16 protein-coding genes are annotated in these 19523 nt (G+C 67.5%); 4 read left to right on the top strand and 12 right to left on the bottom strand.

Annotated elements, in window-relative coordinates:
* Nucleotides 1-55 precede the first annotated feature (55 nt).
* Both LA521A_RS14260 and LA521A_RS14265 read left to right on the top strand, forming a co-directional pair.
* Nucleotides 56-2116 carry a carbon starvation CstA family protein gene (locus LA521A_RS14260; RefSeq protein ID WP_281779531.1) on the top strand — a complete coding sequence of 687 codons (2061 nt, stop codon included), beginning with the start codon at nucleotides 56-58 and terminating at the stop codon, nucleotides 2114-2116.
* The gene (locus LA521A_RS14265) at nucleotides 2100-2327 is read left to right on the top strand and encodes a YbdD/YjiX family protein (RefSeq protein WP_425494603.1); all 228 of its coding nucleotides are present in this window, start codon (nucleotides 2100-2102) and stop codon (nucleotides 2325-2327) included. Before LA521A_RS14260 ends, LA521A_RS14265 begins: the two co-directional genes overlap by 17 nt.
* A gap of 138 nt (nucleotides 2328-2465) precedes the next feature.
* Here the strand turns inward: LA521A_RS14265 and LA521A_RS14270 are convergent, their stop codons facing one another.
* The 4 genes from LA521A_RS14270 to LA521A_RS14285 all read right to left on the bottom strand — a co-directional run bounded on the left by LA521A_RS14270 (nucleotide 2466) and on the right by LA521A_RS14285 (nucleotide 9083).
* A complete protein-coding gene (locus tag LA521A_RS14270) occupies nucleotides 2466-3386 on the bottom strand; it encodes a hypothetical protein (protein ID WP_281779533.1) in 921 nt (306 codons plus the stop codon).
* A 163-nt stretch (nucleotides 3387-3549) separates the two neighbouring features.
* Complete coding sequence (locus tag LA521A_RS14275) at nucleotides 3550-4794, bottom strand: DUF819 family protein (RefSeq protein WP_281779534.1); 1245 nt, start codon at nucleotides 4792-4794, stop codon at nucleotides 3550-3552.
* Nucleotides 4795-4886: 92 nt separating this feature from the next.
* Complete coding sequence (locus LA521A_RS14280; protein ID WP_281779535.1) at nucleotides 4887-6968, bottom strand: S9 family peptidase; 2082 nt, start codon at nucleotides 6966-6968, stop codon at nucleotides 4887-4889.
* A gap of 171 nt (nucleotides 6969-7139) precedes the next feature.
* Complete coding sequence (locus LA521A_RS14285) at nucleotides 7140-9083, bottom strand: OPT family oligopeptide transporter (protein ID WP_281779536.1); 1944 nt, start codon at nucleotides 9081-9083, stop codon at nucleotides 7140-7142.
* 682 nt (nucleotides 9084-9765) lie between these two features.
* Between LA521A_RS14285 and LA521A_RS14290 the strand changes: the two genes are divergently transcribed.
* Nucleotides 9766-11535: a peptide MFS transporter gene (locus tag LA521A_RS14290; protein ID WP_281779537.1), complete on the top strand. Its 1770-nt coding sequence runs from the start codon at nucleotides 9766-9768 to the stop codon at nucleotides 11533-11535.
* A gap of 56 nt (nucleotides 11536-11591) precedes the next feature.
* Here the strand turns inward: LA521A_RS14290 and LA521A_RS14295 are convergent, their stop codons facing one another.
* The 8 genes from LA521A_RS14295 to LA521A_RS14330 form a co-directional block, all read right to left on the bottom strand.
* Nucleotides 11592-13430: an alpha/beta hydrolase family protein gene (locus LA521A_RS14295; RefSeq protein ID WP_425494526.1), complete on the bottom strand. Its 1839-nt coding sequence runs from the start codon at nucleotides 13428-13430 to the stop codon at nucleotides 11592-11594.
* Nucleotides 13431-13680: 250 nt separating this feature from the next.
* On the bottom strand, nucleotides 13681-14565 hold the full coding sequence (gene rfbD / locus LA521A_RS14300; protein WP_281779538.1) for a dTDP-4-dehydrorhamnose reductase: 885 nt from the start codon (nucleotides 14563-14565) through the stop codon (nucleotides 13681-13683).
* 7 nt (nucleotides 14566-14572) lie between these two features.
* Nucleotides 14573-15130 (bottom strand): dTDP-4-dehydrorhamnose 3,5-epimerase, encoded by a 558-nt coding sequence (rfbC, locus tag LA521A_RS14305; RefSeq protein WP_281779539.1) that lies wholly within the window; start codon nucleotides 15128-15130, stop codon nucleotides 14573-14575.
* Entirely contained in the window at nucleotides 15127-16011 is an 885-nt protein-coding gene (gene rfbA / locus LA521A_RS14310; RefSeq protein ID WP_281779540.1) for a glucose-1-phosphate thymidylyltransferase RfbA, read from the bottom strand. Before rfbA ends, rfbC begins: the two co-directional genes overlap by 4 nt.
* 9 nt (nucleotides 16012-16020) lie before the next feature.
* On the bottom strand, nucleotides 16021-17073 hold the full coding sequence (gene rfbB / locus LA521A_RS14315; RefSeq protein WP_281779541.1) for a dTDP-glucose 4,6-dehydratase: 1053 nt from the start codon (nucleotides 17071-17073) through the stop codon (nucleotides 16021-16023).
* Between the two features lie 44 nt (nucleotides 17074-17117).
* A complete protein-coding gene (ssb, locus tag LA521A_RS14320; protein ID WP_281779542.1) occupies nucleotides 17118-17615 on the bottom strand; it encodes a single-stranded DNA-binding protein in 498 nt (165 codons plus the stop codon).
* A 139-nt stretch (nucleotides 17616-17754) separates the two neighbouring features.
* The gene (locus tag LA521A_RS14325; protein WP_281779543.1) at nucleotides 17755-18069 is read right to left on the bottom strand and encodes a DUF5076 domain-containing protein; all 315 of its coding nucleotides are present in this window, start codon (nucleotides 18067-18069) and stop codon (nucleotides 17755-17757) included.
* Nucleotides 18069-18356, bottom strand: coding sequence for a hypothetical protein (locus tag LA521A_RS14330; protein ID WP_281779544.1), 288 nt, complete (start codon nucleotides 18354-18356; stop codon nucleotides 18069-18071). The genes LA521A_RS14325 and LA521A_RS14330 overlap by 1 nt, the downstream gene beginning before the upstream one ends.
* A 147-nt stretch (nucleotides 18357-18503) precedes the next feature.
* Between LA521A_RS14330 and LA521A_RS14335 the strand changes: the two genes are divergently transcribed.
* Nucleotides 18504-19520 (top strand): polyprenyl synthetase family protein, encoded by a 1017-nt coding sequence (locus tag LA521A_RS14335; protein WP_281779545.1) that lies wholly within the window; start codon nucleotides 18504-18506, stop codon nucleotides 19518-19520.
* The last annotated feature ends 3 nt before the right edge of the window (nucleotides 19521-19523 follow it).

Below are 19523 nucleotides of genomic sequence, written 5' to 3' on the forward strand. Positions count from 1 at the left end.
TTGACCGGGCGCCCGGCGCGGCGCGACCCTTCCTTGATCCTTCCGGAGGGGTGTCATGAAATCTCTGTCCTGGCTTGGCTGGGCCGTCCTGGCGGTACTGGCGGCTTTCTGCATCGGCACCATCGCCCTGCATCGCGGCGAAACCATCAACGCCATCTGGCTGGTGGTCGCGGCGGTGGCGACGTTCACCGTCGCGTTCCGCTTCTATGGGCTGTACATCGCGCGCAACGCGCTGATGATCGACGGCTCGCGCGCCACGCCCGCATGGCGACGCAACGACGGACTGGACTACGTCCCGACCGCCAAGAGCATCGTCTTCGGCCACCACTTCGCCGCGATCGCCGGCGCCGGCCCGCTGGTCGGCCCGGTGCTCGCCGCGCAGATGGGCTACCTGCCCGGCACGCTGTGGATCCTCTTCGGCGTGGTCCTCGCCGGCGCGGTGCAGGACATGCTGGTGCTGTTCTTCTCCACGCGCCGCGACGGCCGCTCGCTCGGCGAGATGATCCGCGCCGAGATGGGTCCGGCCGCCGGCGTGATCTCCATGATCGGCATCCTGATGATCATGGTGATCCTGCTCGCGGTGCTCGCGCTGGTCGTGGTGAAGGCGCTGGCCGAAAGCCCGTGGGGCACGTTCACCGTCGCGATGACCATTCCGATCGCGATCCTGATGGGCCTGTACCTGCGCTACTTCCGCCCCGGCCGCATCCTGGAAGTGTCGATCATCGGCTTCGTGCTGCTGATGCTGGCGATCTGGGGCGGCGGGCTGGTCGCCGCGCACCCGACGTGGGGCCCGGTGTTCCATCTCAAGGGCACGACGCTGGCGTGGCTGATGATCGGCTACGGCTTCATCGCCTCGGTGCTGCCGGTGTGGTTCCTGCTCGCGCCGCGCGATTACCTCTCCACGTTCCTCAAGATCGGCACCGTGCTGATCCTCGCGCTCGCCATCATCGTGGCGATGCCCGACCTGCAGATGCCGGCCATGACGAAGTTCGTCGACGGCACCGGCCCGGTGTTCTCGGGCAAGCTGTTCCCGTTCCTGTTCATCACCATCGCGTGCGGCGCGGTCTCGGGTTTCCACGCGCTGATCAGCTCCGGCACCACGCCGAAGATGATCTCCAACGAACGCGATATCCCGATCGTGGGCTACGGCGGCATGCTGATGGAAGCCTTCGTCGCGATCATGGCGCTCATCGCCGCGTGCGTGCTGCAGCCGGGCGTGTACTTCGCGATGAACTCGCCCGCCGCGCTGATCGGCACCACCGCCGAGTCCGCCGCCGCGGCGATCTCCAGCTGGGGCTTCGTGCTGACGCCCGACGTGCTGACCGCCACGGCGAAGGAAATCGGCGAACAGACGATCCTGTCGCGTACCGGCGGCGCGCCGACGCTCGCGGTGGGCATGGCGCAGATCCTGCACGGCCTGATCCCGGGTGAGGGGATGATGGCGTTCTGGTACCACTACGCGATCCTGTTCGAAGCGCTCTTCATCCTGACCACGGTCGATGCCGGCACGCGCGTGGCGCGCTTCATGATCCAGGAACTCGTGGGCCTGGCGTACGAGCCGTTCAAGCAGACCGAAAGCTGGGTGAGCAACGTGGTGTGCACGCTGCTGGCCGTGAGTCTGTGGGGCTACTTCCTGTACCAGGGCGTGGTCGATCCGCTGGGCGGCATCAACACGCTGTGGCCGCTGTTCGGCATCGCCAACCAGATGCTCGCGGGCATCGCGCTGGTGTTCTGCAGTGTGGTGATGGTGAAGATGAAGCGCGAGAAGTTCCTGTGGATTCCGCTGATCCCGACCGCGTGGCTGCTGATCTGCACGCTCACCGCGGGCTGGCAGAAGCTGTTCCACCCGGATCCGAAGATCGGCTTCATCGCCAACGCCCGCAAGTTCGCCGATGCCGCCGCGCGCGGCGAAGTGCTCGCGCCGGCGAAGTCGATGGACGACATGTCGCGGGTGATCTTCAACAACTACCTCGACGCCGCGCTGTGCGGGTTGTTCGTCGCGGTCGTGGTGGCGACGGTGCTGTTCGGCATCCGCGCCGCGCTCGCCGCACGACGCAGCAACGCACCGACGGCGAAGGAGTCCGACTATGTCGCGCTCGATGCCATCGCCCGCTGATCGCGCAGTCCGCGTCGCCCTCGAACTGCTCGCACGCTGGTGGCGTGCGAGCTGCCAGACGGCGCGGCTCGCCATCGGCATCCCCGATTACGACGTGTACGTGGCGCATGTGCGACGCACGCATCCCGACCGGGACCCGATGACGCGCGAGGAGTTCTTCCGCGAACGCATGGAAGCGCGATACGGGAAAGGACGAAGCCGCTGTTGTTGAGCGGTCTCAGGGAAAAAGGCGCCTTTAAGGCGCCTTTTTCTTTTGTAGCCCGGGTAGGCGAAGCGCAGCCGGGGCATCGTCGCGCCAAGCCCCGGGACGCGGCCTGCCGCATTGCCCGGCTACAAAGGCGCTGCCCCGCTACTCGACCGCTTCGGTTCCGGGCCAGCGCAAGGTGCGCAAGACCGCCTGCGAGGACTGCGCCGGGAACGTGATGCGCAGCGCGCGCGAGGACAACACGCCGCGCAGCTCGATGGCGAACAGGCACACGCGTCGCGTCCGTCCGAGCGCGCGCGAGTAGCGCACGCCGGCGACGCCATCGAGCGGATGGCAGCGTTCGACCCACCGGCCGCGACGTTTGCACCGCACCAGCAGCACGCCTTTCCACAGACGCACGTCGGGCGGCGTCCGCGAGCTGCGGATCGCGAGGAACACCATCGTCCCGACGATCGCGCCGGCGCAACACGCCGCGATCGCAACCCACCACGGCGGCGCATCGAACGCGGCGGGCCACGCCAGGGCGATGAGGTAACACGACACCACACTGCCGATCGCGAGCACCGTCGCCAGCGGGATCGCCATCAGCTCCGGACATCGTGCCCACCACGGCAGCGTGGACACCTCGCCGCCCAGGCGCGGCGCACGCTCGCGCACCGAGGTATCGGGCAGCCGTGCGAGCAGTTCGGCGAGCATCGGCGAGCGAAGCCGCGTGAATGCATTGCGATGCGCGAAGGCGAAGCTGCATCGCGCGTCGTCGGCGAGTCGCAGCGTCACCACTTCCAGCGGAAACACGTCGCGCACCTGAACGTCGCGGACCTGCACGAGTTCGATCGCGCGCTCGCCCTGTCCGCTCCCGATGCGTAGCGCTTCCGCTTCAATCCGCACGCGTTCCAGTCGCACGCCGATGCGGTTGCGCAACGCCGACACGATGCCGCCGGCGAACACGGCGACGGCCAGCGCAACGGCGCCCGCGGCGACCGGACGGTGCGCCGCGTGTCGCCAGCCGAAGCAGGCCAATGCGAGCGCGATCGCTCCCGCGCACGAAAGCGGAACGGCGGCCACGCGCCAGCGGGCCGCGGCATGGGAAACGGAAAGCGGGGAACGCATCGGGCGCCGCACCCATCAGGGGATTCGGCCTCCCATTCTCGGCACGCACCCACGCGGTTCGAATCAGACGCTTCCGAGTTCGCGCACGCGACCCCGCGAAACAGCTACCGCCGTGGCATCACTCCGCCAGCGATCGCAGCACCAGCCCCAGCGCGTACGCGAGCCCCGTGCCGGTCGCGTAGCCCAGCGTGCCGAGCAACGCGCCCACCGGCGCCAATGCCGGATGGAAGGCTGATGCAACGACCGGCGCCGAGGCCGGGCCGCCGATGTTGCTCTGCGAGCCGATCGCGAAATAGAAGAACGGCACCTTCAGCAGGCGGCCGACCAGCCACAGCAGGAGGATGTGGATCGCGAGCCACACCAGGCCCAGCAGATACAGCCACGGGCGGTCGAACAGCGCGAGGATGTCCATCTGCATGCCGATGGCGGCGATCAGGAAATACAGCAGCAGCGTGCCGATGTTCGACGCGCCGGCGCCTTCCAGCGTGCGCGCGCGGGTGAAGCTCAGGCCGAGCCCGACGAAGGTGGAGATCAGCACCACCCACACGAAGGGTTCGTGCAGGCTCACCGAACGCGCCCACGACACGTTCGCGCCGAACCACGCCGACAGCGGCGCCGCCAGCCAATGCGCCAAGCCCACGGTGCCGAAGGCGATGCCGACGATCACCATCAGGTCGGTCAGCGTCGGTACGCGGCTGTGCTGCGCCTTGAATGCGGCCAGCTTGTCCTTCAGCTCGTCGATGGCGCGGGTGTCCGCGCCGCTGCGCGCGTCGATCGCCGCCGAGCGCCCGGCGAGGAAGATGAGGATCGCCATCCACACGTAACCCACGCCGACGTCGACCACCGCGAACTGGCCGAACGTCGTCGCGTCGACCTGGAAGATTTCCTTCATCGCGAGCATGTTCGCGCCGCCGCCGGTCCAGCTGCCGGCGAGCGCGGTCATGCCGGCCCAGGTATCGCCTGCGACGGTTTCCGGGTGCACCGCCTTGAACAGCAGGAAGGCGAGGATGCCGCCTGCGACGACACTGAGCGAGGCGGTGACGTACATCGCCACCAGCTTCGGTCCCAGGCGCAGCACGGCCTTCAGGTCGATGGAGAGCGTCAGCAGCACCAGTGCGGCGGGCAGCAGCACGCGGCTGGCGACCGGGTTGTAGAGCTTGCTGTGTTCGCCGTCGATGACGCCGAAGGTGTTGAACAACCCCGGGATCAGGTAGCACAGCAGCAGCGCGGGGACGATCGAGTAGAACTTGCGGAACGATGCGAGCGACGAGGTCCAGAACACCGCGCCGAGCGTGGCGGCGATCAGCCCCAGTATCACGATGTCGTTGGTGATCAGCGCGGTACTCGGGGTGTCGTTGGGCATCGTGCGGGTTCCGGTGTCCTGTGGAGACGGTGAGGGTACGTTCCCTCACCCCGACCCTCTCCCGCGAGCGGGAGAGGGCGAATTGCTCGTGCTTACTTGGCGACGACGTCCTGGCCGATGTAACGCTTCAGCCACGCGTTGACCGTATCGTGCCACTGCACCGAGTTGGCCGGCTTGAGCACCCAGTGGTTCTCGTCCGGGAAGTACAGGAACTGCGACGCGATGCCCTGGCGCTGCAGCGCGGTGAACACGCCGATGCCCTGCTCCACCGGGATGCGGAAGTCCTGCTGCCCGTGCACGACGAGCATCGGCACGCGCCACTGCTTGACGTGGTTGACCGGGTTGAACTTCTCGTAGTTCGACGCCTTGTCGATGGCGTTGCCGCCCTGCTCCCAGTCGGTGAACCACTGTTCTTCCGTCGCGAAGCCCATCATGCGCTGGTCGAACACGCCGTCGTGGCTGACCAGGCACTTCCACGGCTGGTTCCAGTTGCCGGCAATCCAGTTGACCATGAAGCCACCGTAGCTCGCGCCCAGCGCGCAGGCCTTGTCGCCGTCGAGGAAGCCGTACTGCTTTTGCGCCGCGGCCCAGCCCTTCTGCAGGTCCTCCAGCGGACGGTCGCCCCAGTGCTGGCTGATCGCATCGGTGAACGCCTGGCCGTAACCGGTCGAGCCGTGGAAGTCGATCATCACCACCGCGTAGCCCTGGCCCGCGTACGTCTGCGGGTTCCAGCGGTAGCTCCAGCCGTTGCCGAAGCTGCCCTGCGGGCCGCCGTGGATGAGGAACGCGACCGGATACTTCTTGCCTTCCTGGTAGTTCCACGGCTTGACGATGTAGCCGTGCACGGTGTCGCCGTTCCAGCCCTTGAAGTCGAACTGTTCGAAATCGCCGAACGCGACGTCGGGCAGGCGCTCGCCGGTGGTCTGCGTGATCGCGCGCAGCGGCGCGGACGCATCGGCGCTCGTGGTGTAGAGCACGTCGCCGGTCTTGAGCGTGTTGCGCGTGAGCGCGAGCGTCGGACCGGCGAGATCGATGGACGAGATGCTGCCTTCGCCGACGAGCTTCTTCGCCTCGCCCGACGCGATGTCGACTGCGAACAGCGGGTGCTCGCCCATGTCGGTGGCGGTGGTGTAGATCGTCCTGCCGTCATTGGCGAGCGTGATGCCATCGGCGGAACGGTCCCACTTCGGCGCGATCTCGCGCGCCTTGCCCGTCGCGAGGTCCATCGCCATCAGGCCGAAGCGGTCGGCTTCGAAACCCGGACGCTTCATCGCGCGATAGAACAGCGTCTTGCCGTCGCTGCTGAAGGTCGCGCCGGTGTCCCATGCGGGATTCGACGCGGTGAGGTTCTTCGCCGTGCCGGTGCCGTCGGCGTTGACCTGGTACAGGTCGAAGTTGGTCGACGTCGGCTCCTTCGCGTCGGCGATGCGTGCGCTGAACACCAGCGACTTGCCGTCGGGCGACCAGGTGTATTCGGTGCTGTCTCCGAACGGGCGCGACGGCACGTCGCCGTTGACGCCGCCGCTGACGAGCGTCGCGTTGCTCGCCGGCTTGTCGCCGAGCGTGGCCACGAACAGGCGGTTCAGGCGGCCGTCGTTCCACGCGTCCCAGTGGCGGATGAACATGCGGTCGAACACGACGCCCGTGTTCTTCTGCGCGCCGCGCTCGTCGAGCTGCTTCTTCGAGCAGGCGAGATCGCCCTTGCAGTCCGGGAAGACTTCCAGGTTGATCGCCACGCGCTTGCCGTCGGGCGAGAGCTTGTAGCCGCCGACGTCGGTGTTCAGCGCCGTCACCTGCTTGGGCGTGCCGCCGGCGGCGGGAATCGAGTACAGCTGCATCGAGCCGCCCTTCGCGCTGAGGAAGTAGACGGTCTTGCCGTCGGGCGAGAAGCCCGGCGAATTGACGTTCCAGCCGTCCGGCGTGAGGCGCTTGGGCGGCGCGGCATCGCGCGCCATCAGGTCTTCGATGTAAAGCGCGGTCGAGGACTTGTTGGCTGCCATATCGACCACGCGCTTGGCGAACACCACGCGGCGGCCGTCGGGCGACAGCGTCGGCGAGGACACGCGCTCGAGCGAAGCGAGGTCGCGCACGTCGAAGCCGCGCGCGGCCAGTGCGTTGGTGGAACCGCAGGCGAGCAGTAGCGCGAGCGGGAGGATGGCGTGGCGTGGCGTCATGTGCGTCTCTCGATTGCATGCGGTCGCTGGAGCGAGCCGCGGGGTTTGATCGTCATCCCCGCGCAGGCGGGGATCCATGGACGTCATGCGCCTTGCCGCTGCGCGTCGTGGCGGATGAAGCAACGTCCATGGAGTCCGCCTTCGCGGGAATGACCGAATGTCTGGACCTCGTCAGGTCGTCTTCAGTGCCGGATCGCTGTCGCGCACGCTGGTGCGATACAGCAGCCACGCAACCACGGCCAGGACCGCGAGGCCGACCCACGGGCCCAGGTGCGTACCCAGCGAGAGCACGTCGGCGCGACCGGACACGACGATCGGAATCGCGATGGCGATGCCCGTCAGCGCTTCGCCGGTGATCAGGCCCGCGGCGAACAGCGTGCCCGGACGATGCGCGCGATCGCGCTCGGCTTCGTCGCTGTCGATCGACAGGCCGTGGCGACGCTCGACGATGTACGCGAGCAGGCCGCCGAGGAAAATCGGCACCATCAGTTCCAGCGGCAGGTAGATGCCGATGGCCGCGGCCAGCACCGGCACGCGGAAGTGCGACCTGCGCGACTTCAGCCATTCATCCAGCGCGATGACCAGCGCGCCGATGACGGCGCCGATGCCGATCATGTCCCACGGCAGCTTGCCGCCGAACAGGCCCTTGGCGACGGACGCCATCAGCGTGGCCTGCGGCGCGGACAGCGAGTTTGGATGCTGCGCGGTCGGCGGACCGATGCCGTAGGCCTGCGCGAGCAGGTTCAGCACCGGTGCCATGATCAGCGCGCACGAGAACGCGCCGATGCCGAGCATCAGCTGCTGCTTCCACGGCGTGGCGCCGACGATGTAGCCGGCCTTGAGATCCTGCAGGTTGTCGCCGCCGACCGCTGCCGCGCAGCACACCACGGCGCCGATCATGATCGCGGCAACCGGGCCGATGGACGAATCGCGGCCGAGCAGCAGCATCAGCACGAGCGAGGCGAACAGGATCGTCGCGATGGTGATGCCGGAAACGGGATTGTTCGAGGAACCCACCAGGCCGGCGAGGTACGCCGACACCGACACGAACAGGAAGCCGGCGACGATCATGATGATCGTCATCGTCAGGCTCACGCCCCAGGACTGCACGATCGCGTGGTAGAGCATCCACAGCGGGATCACGAACACGGCGAGCGCGACGAGCATCCACTTCATCGGAAGATCGCGTTCGGTTTCGGCAACGGCCAGGCCGCCGCCCTTGCGCGCCGCGGCCAGGCCGCTCTTGATGCCCGAAGCCAGCGAGTTGCGCAGCGAGAACAGCGTCCAGATGCCGCCGATCAGCATCGCGCCGACGCCGAGGTAGCGGATCTTCGCCGACCAGATCGCGCCGCCTGCATCAGCGGCGGACGCGCCGGCGATCTGCGCGGCCAGCGCCGGATCGGAGTTGAGGAAGAACGCGTGGTAGATCGGAATGGCGAACTGCCACGACAGGATCGAGCCGGACACCACCACGATGCCGATGTTCAGGCCGACGATGTAACCCACGCCCAGCAGCGCCGGCGACAGGTTGGTGCCCATGTAGCCCAGGTACTTGCCGATGAAGCCCGAGGCGACGGCGTTGTCGGGGATCAGGCGCAGGCCGCTTTCCGCGGCAAGCTTCACCAGCGCGCCGAGGCCACCGGCGACGCCGAGGATCTTCAGGCCCGGGCCGGGGTTCTCGCCGGCCTTGAGCACTTCGGCCGCGGCCTTGCCTTCGGGGAACGGCAGCGGTTCCTCGACGATCATCGAGCGGCGCAGCGGCACCGAGAACAGCACGCCGAGCAGGCCGCCGAGACCGGCGATGCCGACGACCCACCAGTATTTGAAGTCGGGCCAGACGCCCATGATGATCAGCGCGGGGATCGTGAAGATCACGCCGGCGGCGATCGACGAGCCCGCCGAAGCGCCGGTCTGGACGATGTTGTTTTCCAGGATGCTGCCGCCGCCCAGCAGGCGCAGCACGCCCATGGAGACGACCGCGGCGGGAATCGCGGTGGCGATGGTCAGGCCCGCGAACAGGCCCAGGTATGCGTTGGCGGCGGAGAGGATCACCGCCAGCACGACGGCCAGCAGGACAGCACGGAAGGTCAATTGCGGCGTCGCGGGCGAGGCCATCGGCAGCTCCAGGCGGAGTGAACGGGGAAAACGGGAAAACGGGAAAACGGTGACGCGAATCGGGCAAAGCGCCCGGATCATCGCATCCGGCAGGCGCGCCTGTAAAAACCCCGTCACGAATGGACAGGACGGGGCAAGCATGCGGCGGTGCAGCGATACGCGGTGGTATTGGTGGGATTCGGGCGCGCCCCGATTCCGTCGTCCCGGCGAAGGCCGGACTCAGGCCATCAAGACATCGGCCGTCCACACCGTCAACCCGGCGAAGGCCGGGACCCAGGCCTCACGCCATCCGCCCTTGCATCGTCATTCCAGCGAAAGCTGGAACCCATTTTTGCTTTCCGTCCTTCAAGCATGGGACGCAACATCAACATGGGTTCCAGCTTTCGCTGGAATGACGGTGAGAGAGCGTGGCCCAGAGCGAACGGGCTTACGGGCCGGCTGCCTTTTCTCGAACGAAGACGACGAGGACGCGGACAGCGTGACGGTCTGGGTCCCGGCCTTCGCCGGGACGACGGAGTAACGAGGCGCACACGCCAACGACGCCCGCGCACAATCCGCTCCACCCGCTACAAAAACGCACCCAAACGCCGCCCCACGCCTGCGCGCGAACCTTTCCAACCCTCGTCTCCACGGGGCGCCGCGCCCCGCTCCTATACTCCCCCGTCCCCTCGCGGAACCCATCGTGGCCACCCTCTACCTCCCCATCGCCCGCGATCCGCGCGACGAACTCTTCGGCCACCCCAAAGGCGTCTACGTCTGCTTCTTCACCGAGATGTGGGAACGTTTCTCCTTCTACGGGATGAAGGCGCTGCTGCTGCTCTACCTGCTGCAACACCATCGCTTCGGCGATGGGCCGGGGTTGGACGTCCTCGGCGCATACGGCGGGCTCGTGTACTGCCTGCCGGTGGTGGGCGGCCTGCTCGCCGATCGCTTCCTGGGCATGCGCAAGGCCATCGTCTTCGGCGGACTGCTGCTCGTCGCCGGGCACCTGGGCATGGCGGTGGAGGGCCACGCGGCGACCGTCAGTGGCGGTCATGTGATGCGCGACGAGGGCGCGCTGCGCGTGTTCTATTTTTCACTGGCGCTGATCATTGTCGGCGTCGGCTTCCTCAAGCCGAACATTTCCACCATCGTCGGGCGCCTGTATCCCGAGAACGATCCGCGCCGCGATTCGGGTTTCTCGCTGTTCTACGCCGGCATCAACCTCGGCGCGCTGTTCTCGGCGCTGGTGTGCGGCTACCTGGGGCAGACGCTCGGCTGGAAGTGGGGCTTCGGCGCGGCGGGCATCGGCATGCTGCTGGGACTGGCGCAGTTCCTCTGGGGCCAGAAATATCTGCACGGCCACGCCGAGCCGCCGGATCCCGCGCGCCTGCGCGAGCGCGTTGCCGGCATGCCGCGCGAATGGGCGATCTACCTGGGCTCGCTGCTCGCGCTGGTGCCGCTGGCGGCGCTGATGTGGGCCGTCGCGAACGGACGGTTCGCGCTCGGCGGCGAGGTCTCGCTCGCGTTGCTGCTCATGCTGCTGGTGATGCTCGCGGTGCTGGCGTGGTTCGCGTGGTTCCTGAAAACGCGCTGCACGCGCGAACAACGCCATCGCATGCTCGCGCTGATGGCGTTGATCTTCATGGCGCTGGTGTACTTCACGTTGTACGAGCAGACGTACGGTTCGTGGGTGACCTTCACCGATCGCCTGCTCACCAAGGATGTGTTCCCGTCGCTGGTGATCCGCGAAGGCACGCCGTGGCCGTGGTCGACGATCTCGCTGGTGCTCGCGCCCGCGGCGTTCGTCGCCGCGGCGGCGCTGTCGGACCGCCGGCCGGATTCGCCGATGCCGAAAGTGCTGTTCGCCGGCGCGATCGTGCTGATGCTCGTCTTCCTCCTGCGCGATTGCGTGGTGTTGCCGCAGACGGCCGGCTCGCTGACGTACCTCGGCGCGCTGTTCCTGGTGCTGCTCGCGCCGGTGTTCGCGCGCTTGTGGGATTCGCTCGACCGGCGCGGGCTGGATCCATCGAAGCCGGCAAAATCCGCGCTGGGCCTGCTCTTCGCCGGCCTGAGCTTCGTGCCCATGGCGTGCGCGGCGCAGCACGCGGGCGACACGGGACAACTCGCAAGCGTGTGGTGGCTGGTGCTGGCCTACCTGGTGCTGGAAATCGGCGAGATGTGCCTGGCGCCGGTCGGCCTCGCGGCGGTGACGCAGCTGTCGGTGAAGAGCGTCATGAGCCTGATGATGGGCACGTGGTTCCTCGCGACCGCGTTCTCCGAAACACTGGCCGCGCTGTTCGGCAAGCTCGCCGCGATCGACATGCCCGAAGGCGCCGCGCTCGACTTCCCCGCGGCCGGCACGAAATACGCGGACCTGTTCTGGCTGATGACCGCCATCGGCGTCGGCTGGGCGCTGCTCGCCTTCATCGCCGCGCCGATGCTGCGCCGGCTGATGCACGGCGTGAAGTGATCGCACGAAAACGAACGGCGCCCGCAGGCGCCGTTCGATCCGCTCATTGAAGCCAGCTACTTCGCGGCCTTGGCTTCGCCCGTGGCGGGGCTGGTTGTCGCGATCGAACCGCCGAGGCTGCGCGAGAGGAATGCGAGCAGGCGCGTGTAGAACTCCTGGCGGTGTTCCTGCGTGTAGAAGCCGTGCGCTTCGGTGTCGTAGTAGAGCGTCTCCACCGGCACGCCAGCCTTGCGCAACGAGGATTCCATCATCCGGCTGTGCTCGATCGGCGCCACGCGGTCCTTGCCGCCCGCCGCCAGGAACACCGGCACCTTGATGCGATCGGCGATGCGGTTCGGCGAAACGTCGCCCAGTTCGGCCGGATCGCCGACCCATTCGCGCAGCCAGTTGCCGGAACGGCGGCTTTCGCGCGTGTCGTCGGCGATCATTTTCGGCAGGTCGTACACACCGACGTAGCCCACCGCGCACTTGTACAGGCCCGGTTCCTTCGCCACGCCCATCAGCGACGCATAGCCGCCGTAGCTGGCGCCGTACATGCAGATGCGGCCCTTGTCGGCGACGCCTTCGGCGATGGCCCAGCGCGTGGCATCGGTGAGGTCGTCCTGCATGCGGCCGCCCCACTCGCGCGCGCCGGCGCCGATGTAGGACTTGCCGTAGCCGGCCGAGCCGCGATAGTTCAGCTGCAGCACGGCGTAACCGGCCGATGCGAGCAGCTGCGCGTCCGAATCGAAGCCCCAGGAATCCTGCACGTCGATGGGACCGCCGTGCGGCATCACCACCAGCGGCAGGTTCTTTCCGCTGCTGCCGCTGGGCGTGGTCAGGAACCCGTGCAGGGTCATGCCATCGCGCGCCTTGAGTTCGATCGGCCTGGAGGTGGCCTGCTTCTGCGGATCGAACCACTCGCGCTTGGCCAGCACGTGCGCGGGCTTCTTCGCCTGCGTGTCGAAGAGGTAGAAGTCGCCGGGGTTCTGGTCGCTGAACACCTGGACCAGTGCAAGCGACCCGTCGTTCGTCTGCGAGGTGACCACGACGCCCTGCCCCTGGAACGCGGCTTCCAGGCTCTTCTGCAGGCGCGCTTCAGGCGCTTGGCTGTCGAAGAACGCCGAGTGCGGACGGCCGTCGGCGAAGTACGCACCGATGGGCACGCGCGTGTTGTTGCGATAGATGATGCGCGCCGGATCGGCCTTGTCGTCGCGCAGCACCTGCGTGCGCTGGCGCGAGGCGAGGTTCATCGCGACGATCGCATCGGGACCGCGCGGCTGCTCGACCTGCAGGTAGACCGTCTGGTTGTCGGCGGAGAACCCGATCGGCACCTCGAACAGGCCGTCCTTCTCGATGGTCAGCAGGTCCCACTCCGCGCCATCGCCGGTGCGGTAGTACAGATGCCGGATGTTGTCGGAGTCCGAGCCCCACGTGAACCGCACCACGCCCGCGTTGTCGGCGGCGAAACGTGCGTTGCGAATCGGCGCGATCGCAACGCGCCGCATCCGGCCGCTGTAGGCGTCGAGGCGTTCGGCGGTGGAACGCGGGTCCTGCGAGTAGGGCTGCGCCGAGATCAGCGTCGTGCGACCGTCATCGGCGATCGGCGTCGGCACGAGGCGGGCCCAGACCCGGTCGTTGCCCTTCTTCGGCTTGATGGTCGTGCCAAGGCCGCCGTCCTGCGTGCGGTAGCCGATCAACATCTCGGCCTTGCTGCCGTCGGCGTTGATGGCGAACAGCTCGCCGGTGAGCACCGGCTCGTCGAGCGAACCGAACTTCTCCGCGGCGCTGAGCACCACGCGCTCCGGGTTGATCCACTCGAAGTCGGCGACGTAGTTGTCGCGCGGCATCTTGAAGGTGCCGGTGAGCTTGTTGGTCCCGCGCTCGATCACTGCCAGGACGCTGCGATCCTCCATGGGCACCGTCGCAGCCAGGTACTGTCCGCCTGGCGAGATCTTCAGATCGGTGAACTGGTCCTAGCGCGTGTAGGCCGACACGTCGACACCGTCGGCCGCTGCATTGAGCGACAGCGCCATGAGCGCGGCCGCGAGCAGAAGTTTCTTCATTGTCCCCTTCCCTAGTGTGCGCCGCCCGACTCCCCGTCGGCGGACCACGCCAGACTAGCGCGTGGCGTCGCGCGACACGAGAGGCACCGCCCGGAAGGCCTCAGTCCAGCGTTCGTGCCAACGCGTCGCGCCAATCCGGCAAATCCAGCGCGTATTCCTCGCGCAGGCGGGTGGTGTCCAGCACGGAGTACGCAGGCCGGACAGCGCGCGTGGGGTAATCGGCGGTCGCGATCGGGGTGACGACGGGGCGCCGCGCGATCAGGCCGCGCTGGCTCGCCGCGTCGAAGATCGCGTCGGCGAAGCCGTGCCACGTCGTCTGTCCGCTGGCGACCAGGTGACGGATACCCGATGCCGTGATGCCCTGGCGCAGGATGGCCGCCGTGGCATCGGCGATCAGCCACGCGGGCGTGGGGCAGCCGTGCTGGTCGGCGACCACGCGAAGTTCGTCGCGTTCGGCGCCCACGCGCAGCATCGTGCGCAGGAAATTGTGGCCGTGGAGCCCGTACACCCACGCGGTGCGCAGGATCAGGTGTCGTGCGCCGCTGCGTTCGATGGCCACTTCGCCATCGCGCTTGCTGTGTCCGTACACGCCGAGCGGGCTCGTCGGATCGTCTTCACGATACGGGCGCGAGCCGCCGCCATCGAAAACGTAATCGGTCGAGTAATGCACGAGCGGGACGCCGGCCTCGGCGCACGCAAGCGCGAGGCGCTCCGTGGCGCGTGCGTTGATGCGGAACGCGACCTCGGGTTCGTCCTCGGCACGATCCACGGCCGTGTATGCGGCCGCATTGACGACCACGTCGGGCCGCACGCGTTCGACGAACGGCGCGATGGCGTCCAGTTCCGCCAGATCAAGGGTTTCGCAGGCGACGTCGTCGTCCAGACGTCCGCTGCGCGTGGTCGCGACCACGTCGCCCAGTGGCGCCAGGCTGCGCCGCAACGCATGGCCGACCTGACCGTTCGCGCCAACCAGCAGCAGTCTCACGACGGCCTCACGGTGCGTAGACCGGCAGCCGGTCCTCGGGGATTTCGTCCAGGAACGGCGCGCGCGCGTCCTTGTCCGAAAGCGTGACGTCCGACATCGGCCAATCGACCGCGAGCGTGGCATCGTTCCAGCGGACGGCCGCATCGGCGGACGCATCGTAGGTCTGCGTGCACAGGTACGTGAACACCGCGCGCTCGCTGAGGGTGACGAACCCGTGCGCGAAGCCTTCCGGAATCCAGAAATGGCGCTTGTTCTCGGCGCTGAGCAGCACGCCCGTCCAGCGGCCGAAAGTAGGCGAACCGCGGCGGATGTCGACCGCCACGTCCCAGACCTCGCCTTCGATCACGGAGACGTACTTGCCCTGCGGCCGGGGCCACTGGTAATGGAGACCGCGCAACACGCCGCGTCGCGACGACGACACGTTGCCCTGCACGAACGTCGGCTTGATGCCGGCGTCGCCGAGTTTGTCGAGGTTGAACGATTCGAAGAAGAAGCCGCGATCGTCGCCGAAGACACGCGGCTCGATCACCACGCAACCCGGCAGGTCGGTTTCGATGATCTTCACGGTACCGGCCCCCGCTCGGCGAGGCTCAGCAGGTATTCGCCGTAGCCGTTCTTTGCCAGCGGACGGGCCAGTTCATTGAGTTGCGCCGCGGTGATCCAGCCGTTGTTCCAGGCGATCTCTTCCGGACAGCACACACGCAGGCCCTGGCGCGCTTCGATGGTTTCGATGTAGTTCGAAGCCTCGAGCAACGACTGGTGCGTGCCGGTGTCCAGCCACGCGTATCCGCGGCCGAGTTGCTCCAGGTGCAGCGAACCCTCTTCCAGGTACCGGCGATTGAGATCGGTGATCTCGAGCTCGCCGCGCGCGGAGGGCTGCAGCTGCGCCGCGAAATCGCTGGCACGCCCGTCGTAGAAGTACAGCCCGGTCACGGCGTAGTTCGAGCGCGGGACTGCGGGCTTTTCTTCCAGGCCGACGATCTTCCCGTCAGTGTCGAATTCGGCAACGCCATAACGCTCCGGATCGCGGACCCAATAACCGAACACGGTGGCGCCTGACGCCCGCGCGTCGGCGCGCTTCAACATCGAGGTCAGACCGGGACCGTGGAAGATGTTGTCGCCCAGCACGAGACAGCTCGGCCCACCCGCAAGGAATTCGCGTCCGATCAGAAACGCCTGCGCCAGGCCGTCGGGGCTGGGTTGCACGGCATACTCGATGCGCATGCCCCACTGGGAGCCATCTCCCAGCAGCGCCTTGAAGAGCGCCTGCTCGTGAGGCGTGTTGATCACCAGCACGTCCCGGATGCCCGCGAGCATCAGCACGCTCAGCGGGTAGTAGATCATCGGCTTGTCGTACACCGGCAGCAGCTGCTTGCTGACGCCCTTGGTGATCGGATAGAGCCGCGTGCCGGTCCCGCCTGCGAGGATGATGCCCTTGCGGTTCATTGGTTGTGCTCAACCCTGTCCGATGCGTTCTAGCCGATAACTGCCGTCAAGCACCCGCTGCACCCAGGCCTGGTTCCGGAGGTACCAGTCGACAGTGATCGCGATGCCTTCTTCGAACGTGACCGTCGGCGCCCACCCCAGCTCGCGCTTGAGCTTGGACGCATCGATCGCATAACGGCGATCGTGGCCGGGTCGATCGGCGACGAAGGTGATCAACGATTCGCGCGCGCGTCCGTCGACGAGCGGCTGACGCGCGTCGAGCAGGCGACAGATCGCCGTGACGACTTCCAGGTTCTGCCGTTCCGCATCGCCGCCGACGTTGTAGGTCTCGCCTACGCGTCCGGCTTCGAGCACGCGCCGGATCGCGGCGCAGTGATCGCCCACGTAGAGCCAGTCGCGCACGTTGCGTCCGTCGCCGTACACCGGCAGCGGCTCGCCAGCCAACGCTCGCGCGATGATCAGCGGGATCAGCTTTTCCGGGAACTGGTACTGCCCGTAATTGTTCGAGCAGTTGGTGGTCAGCACCGGGAGGCCGTACGTGTGGTGGAACGCACGGACGAGGTGGTCCGACGCCGCCTTGGAGGCCGAGTACGGCGAATTCGGCGCGTACGGAGTTTCCTCGGTGAACTTGCCGGTTTCGCCGAGCGTCCCGTAGACCTCGTCGGTGGACACATGGAGGAAGCGGAACGCATCGCGACCGGCGGCGTCCAGCGACTTCCAGTAGTCGCGCGTCTTTTCGAGCAGCGCCAGGGTGCCCACCACGTTCGTCTGGACGAATGCGGCCGGTCCATCGATCGACCGGTCCACGTGGCTTTCGGCCGCGAAATTGATCACCGCGTCGGGGCGGTGCTCGCGCAGAAGGCCTTCGACCAGGTCACCATCGCCGATGTCGCCATGGACGAAGACGTGTCTGGGGTCGTTCTCGAGCGACGCGAGCGTGTCGACGTTGCCCGCATACGTGAGCGCGTCGAGGTTGACGACCTTGATGTTGCGCTGGACCGCATCCAGCACGAAGTTGCCACCGATGAAACCGGCGCCTCCCGTGACAAGCCACGTCGCCACTGGAACTCCTTGTCGATTCTCGAAGCGCCGAAAGCCGGTATGGCTCAGAACGGAATATCGTCGTCCGCGAAATCGTCGTTGAAGCTGCTCGACTTGGCCGGAGGCGCCTCACGACGCGGTGCGGATTCCTGGCGCGCCGGCGCACGCGACGAACGCTCGCCGCCGCCACCGCCGCGGTATTCGCTGCGGCTGCCGCCGCCCTCGCCCGGACGGCCGCCGAGCATCTGCATCTCGTCGGCGATGATGTCGGTGGAGTAGCGCTCCACGCCGTCCTGGCCGGTGTACTTGTCGTAGCGGATCGAGCCTTCGACGTATACCTGGCTGCCCTTGCGCAGGTACTCGCCGGCGATCTCGCCAAGCTTGCCGAAGAAGGTCACTCGGTGCCACTCGGTGCGCTCCTGGGTGTTGCCGTCGCGGTCCTTGCGCACGCTCGTCGTCGCCAGGCGGGCCTTGGTCACGGCCATGCCGCCCTGGGTGTACTTGGTTTCGGGATCGTCGCCAAGATTGCCGACCAGGATCACCTTGTTGATGCCGCGTGCCATGGGAGTGCCTTCCCCTCTTATGTTGTTTCGTCTGGAGGCCGGGCGCGACGCGCGAGGCGGCCGCGCCGGCAGGGGAAGCATCATAACAGCCGCCCGTCGTCCGCCGCCGGGGGCGATCCGGCCGCGCGGGCGTCGGAAATCACATGCGCCGCAAGTCGCCCAAACGGCAAGCGAAGGCCAGGAACATGCTGGCGCGGATGTCGGATTCCGCCTGTCCCGTGCCTTGGGCGTACCGTCCGCAGGCGTGGCTGAACAGGTCGGCGAGGAGGATCCCGAAATCCGACGGCTCGCCCTCGATGCGCGAATACACGCTCATCTCCAGGCTGCGGTCGATCGCCCAGAGCCTGAGCAGTTCGAACGACGCCGGGTCCTCGTGCGCGCCCGGCGGCACGGCCAGCGCCTCGCCCACGAGGATGCGTTCCTTCGGCTTGCGCCGGACCGTACGACCGGCCATCAGGCGGCCGCTCCGTCGCTGGCCATCGCGCGTGCCGGCCCGAGGCGCCGGAGCACTTCGTCGAGCTCCGCGTCCAGGTCGAGGCAGGCGGTGCCAATACGCTGCGTCGTGCCGGCGAGGTAACGGTCGAGCGTCTGCGCCACCGCGTCGAGCAGCGCCTCGCGCCGCGAGCCGCCAAGCCGGCGAAGGTTGCGTTCGATCACGTCCACATGGCGCAAACCCGGGAATTGGGGGACGGCGACGGGCGATATCGCGGCGTCTGCGGCGGCGTTCTGTCGTGTACTCATGGGATGTTCCGGTGGGTGACTGCGATGCGGGAGTCGAAACCACAGGTTGGTGCGCACCACCGGGCGACGTACATCGGAACTGTCCGAAAAATCCGCGCCGCGGACGCGCCCTCGTATAATCCAGAGCCCTTCCTTCGCGGCTCGCCCATGCAACCCAGCCCGACGACGACCCCGGCCGTCCCCGACCTGGCCACCATCCAGGCCCTGGCCCGTCAGGACATGGCGGCGGTGGACGCGCTGATCCGGCGCCGGCTCGCATCGGACGTGGTGCTGATCAACCAGGTCGCCGAGTACATCGTCGGCGCCGGCGGCAAGCGTTTGCGGCCGATGTTGCTGCTGCTCGCCAACGGGGCGCTGGGCGGACGACAGGGCCGTGGCATCGGCGAGGACGCGCACCAGCTCGCCGCCGTCGTGGAGTTCATCCATACCGCGACGCTGCTGCACGACGACGTCGTCGATGAATCGGACCTGCGCCGCGGCCGCAAGACGGCCAACGCGGTATGGGGCAACGCGGCGAGCGTGCTGGTCGGCGACTTCCTGTATTCGCGCAGCTTCCAGCTGATGGTCGAACTGGAACGCATGGCGGTGATGCAGATCCTGGCCGACACGACCAACCGCATCGCCGAAGGCGAAGTGCTGCAGCTGCTGCACGTGCGCAACCCCGACACGGACGAGGCCGCCTACCTGCGGGTGATCGAGCGCAAGACCGCGGTGCTCTTCGCCGCCGCGACGCGCCTGGGCGCGCTGCTGGCCGACGCGGACGAGACCACGTGCGACGCGCTGCACGACTATGGCATGAACCTGGGTTACGCGTTCCAGATCGCCGACGACGTGCTCGATTACGCATCCGATGCGGCGACGCTGGGCAAGAACCTCGGCGACGACCTCGCCGAAGGCAAGGCGACGCTGCCGCTGATCCACGCCATCGCGCACAGCGACGCCGCCACGCGCGACGTACTACGCAACGCGGTGGAGCAAGGCGATACCGCTGCGATGCCGCAGGTGCTGGCCGCGATCCACGCCACCGGCGGCCTCGACTACAGCCGCCGCCGCGCGCAGGAATACGCACGCGAAGCCGAACGCGCGCTCGATGGCCTCGACGAGAACGACTACACGCTCGCGCTGCGTGGGCTGGCGCGCTATGCGGTGAGCCGCGATCACTGATCG

Source organism: Lysobacter auxotrophicus, from assembly GCF_027924565.1.
In the GTDB taxonomy this organism is placed as follows: Bacteria; Pseudomonadota; Gammaproteobacteria; order Xanthomonadales; family Xanthomonadaceae; genus Lysobacter_J; species Lysobacter_J auxotrophicus.

Coding starts and splice junctions, on each gene's coding strand:
- LA521A_RS14295 (WP_425494526.1), bottom strand. CDS start 13,430: ATGGAGGATCGCAGCGTCCTGGCAGTGATCGAGCGCGGGACCAACAAG.
- LA521A_RS14275 (WP_281779534.1), bottom strand. CDS start 4,794: ATGCCCAACGACACCCCGAGTACCGCGCTGATCACCAACGACATCGTG.
- LA521A_RS14265 (WP_425494603.1), top strand. CDS start 2,100: ATGCCATCGCCCGCTGATCGCGCAGTCCGCGTCGCCCTCGAACTGCTC.
- LA521A_RS14260 (WP_281779531.1), top strand. CDS start 56: ATGAAATCTCTGTCCTGGCTTGGCTGGGCCGTCCTGGCGGTACTGGCG.
- LA521A_RS14335 (WP_281779545.1), top strand. CDS start 18,504: ATGCAACCCAGCCCGACGACGACCCCGGCCGTCCCCGACCTGGCCACC.
- LA521A_RS14285 (WP_281779536.1), bottom strand. CDS start 9,083: ATGGCCTCGCCCGCGACGCCGCAATTGACCTTCCGTGCTGTCCTGCTG.
- LA521A_RS14330 (WP_281779544.1), bottom strand. CDS start 18,356: ATGAGTACACGACAGAACGCCGCCGCAGACGCCGCGATATCGCCCGTC.
- LA521A_RS14325 (WP_281779543.1), bottom strand. CDS start 18,069: ATGGCCGGTCGTACGGTCCGGCGCAAGCCGAAGGAACGCATCCTCGTG.
- rfbA (WP_281779540.1), bottom strand. CDS start 16,011: ATGAACCGCAAGGGCATCATCCTCGCAGGCGGGACCGGCACGCGGCTC.
- ssb (WP_281779542.1), bottom strand. CDS start 17,615: ATGGCACGCGGCATCAACAAGGTGATCCTGGTCGGCAATCTTGGCGAC.
- LA521A_RS14280 (WP_281779535.1), bottom strand. CDS start 6,968: ATGACGCCACGCCACGCCATCCTCCCGCTCGCGCTACTGCTCGCCTGC.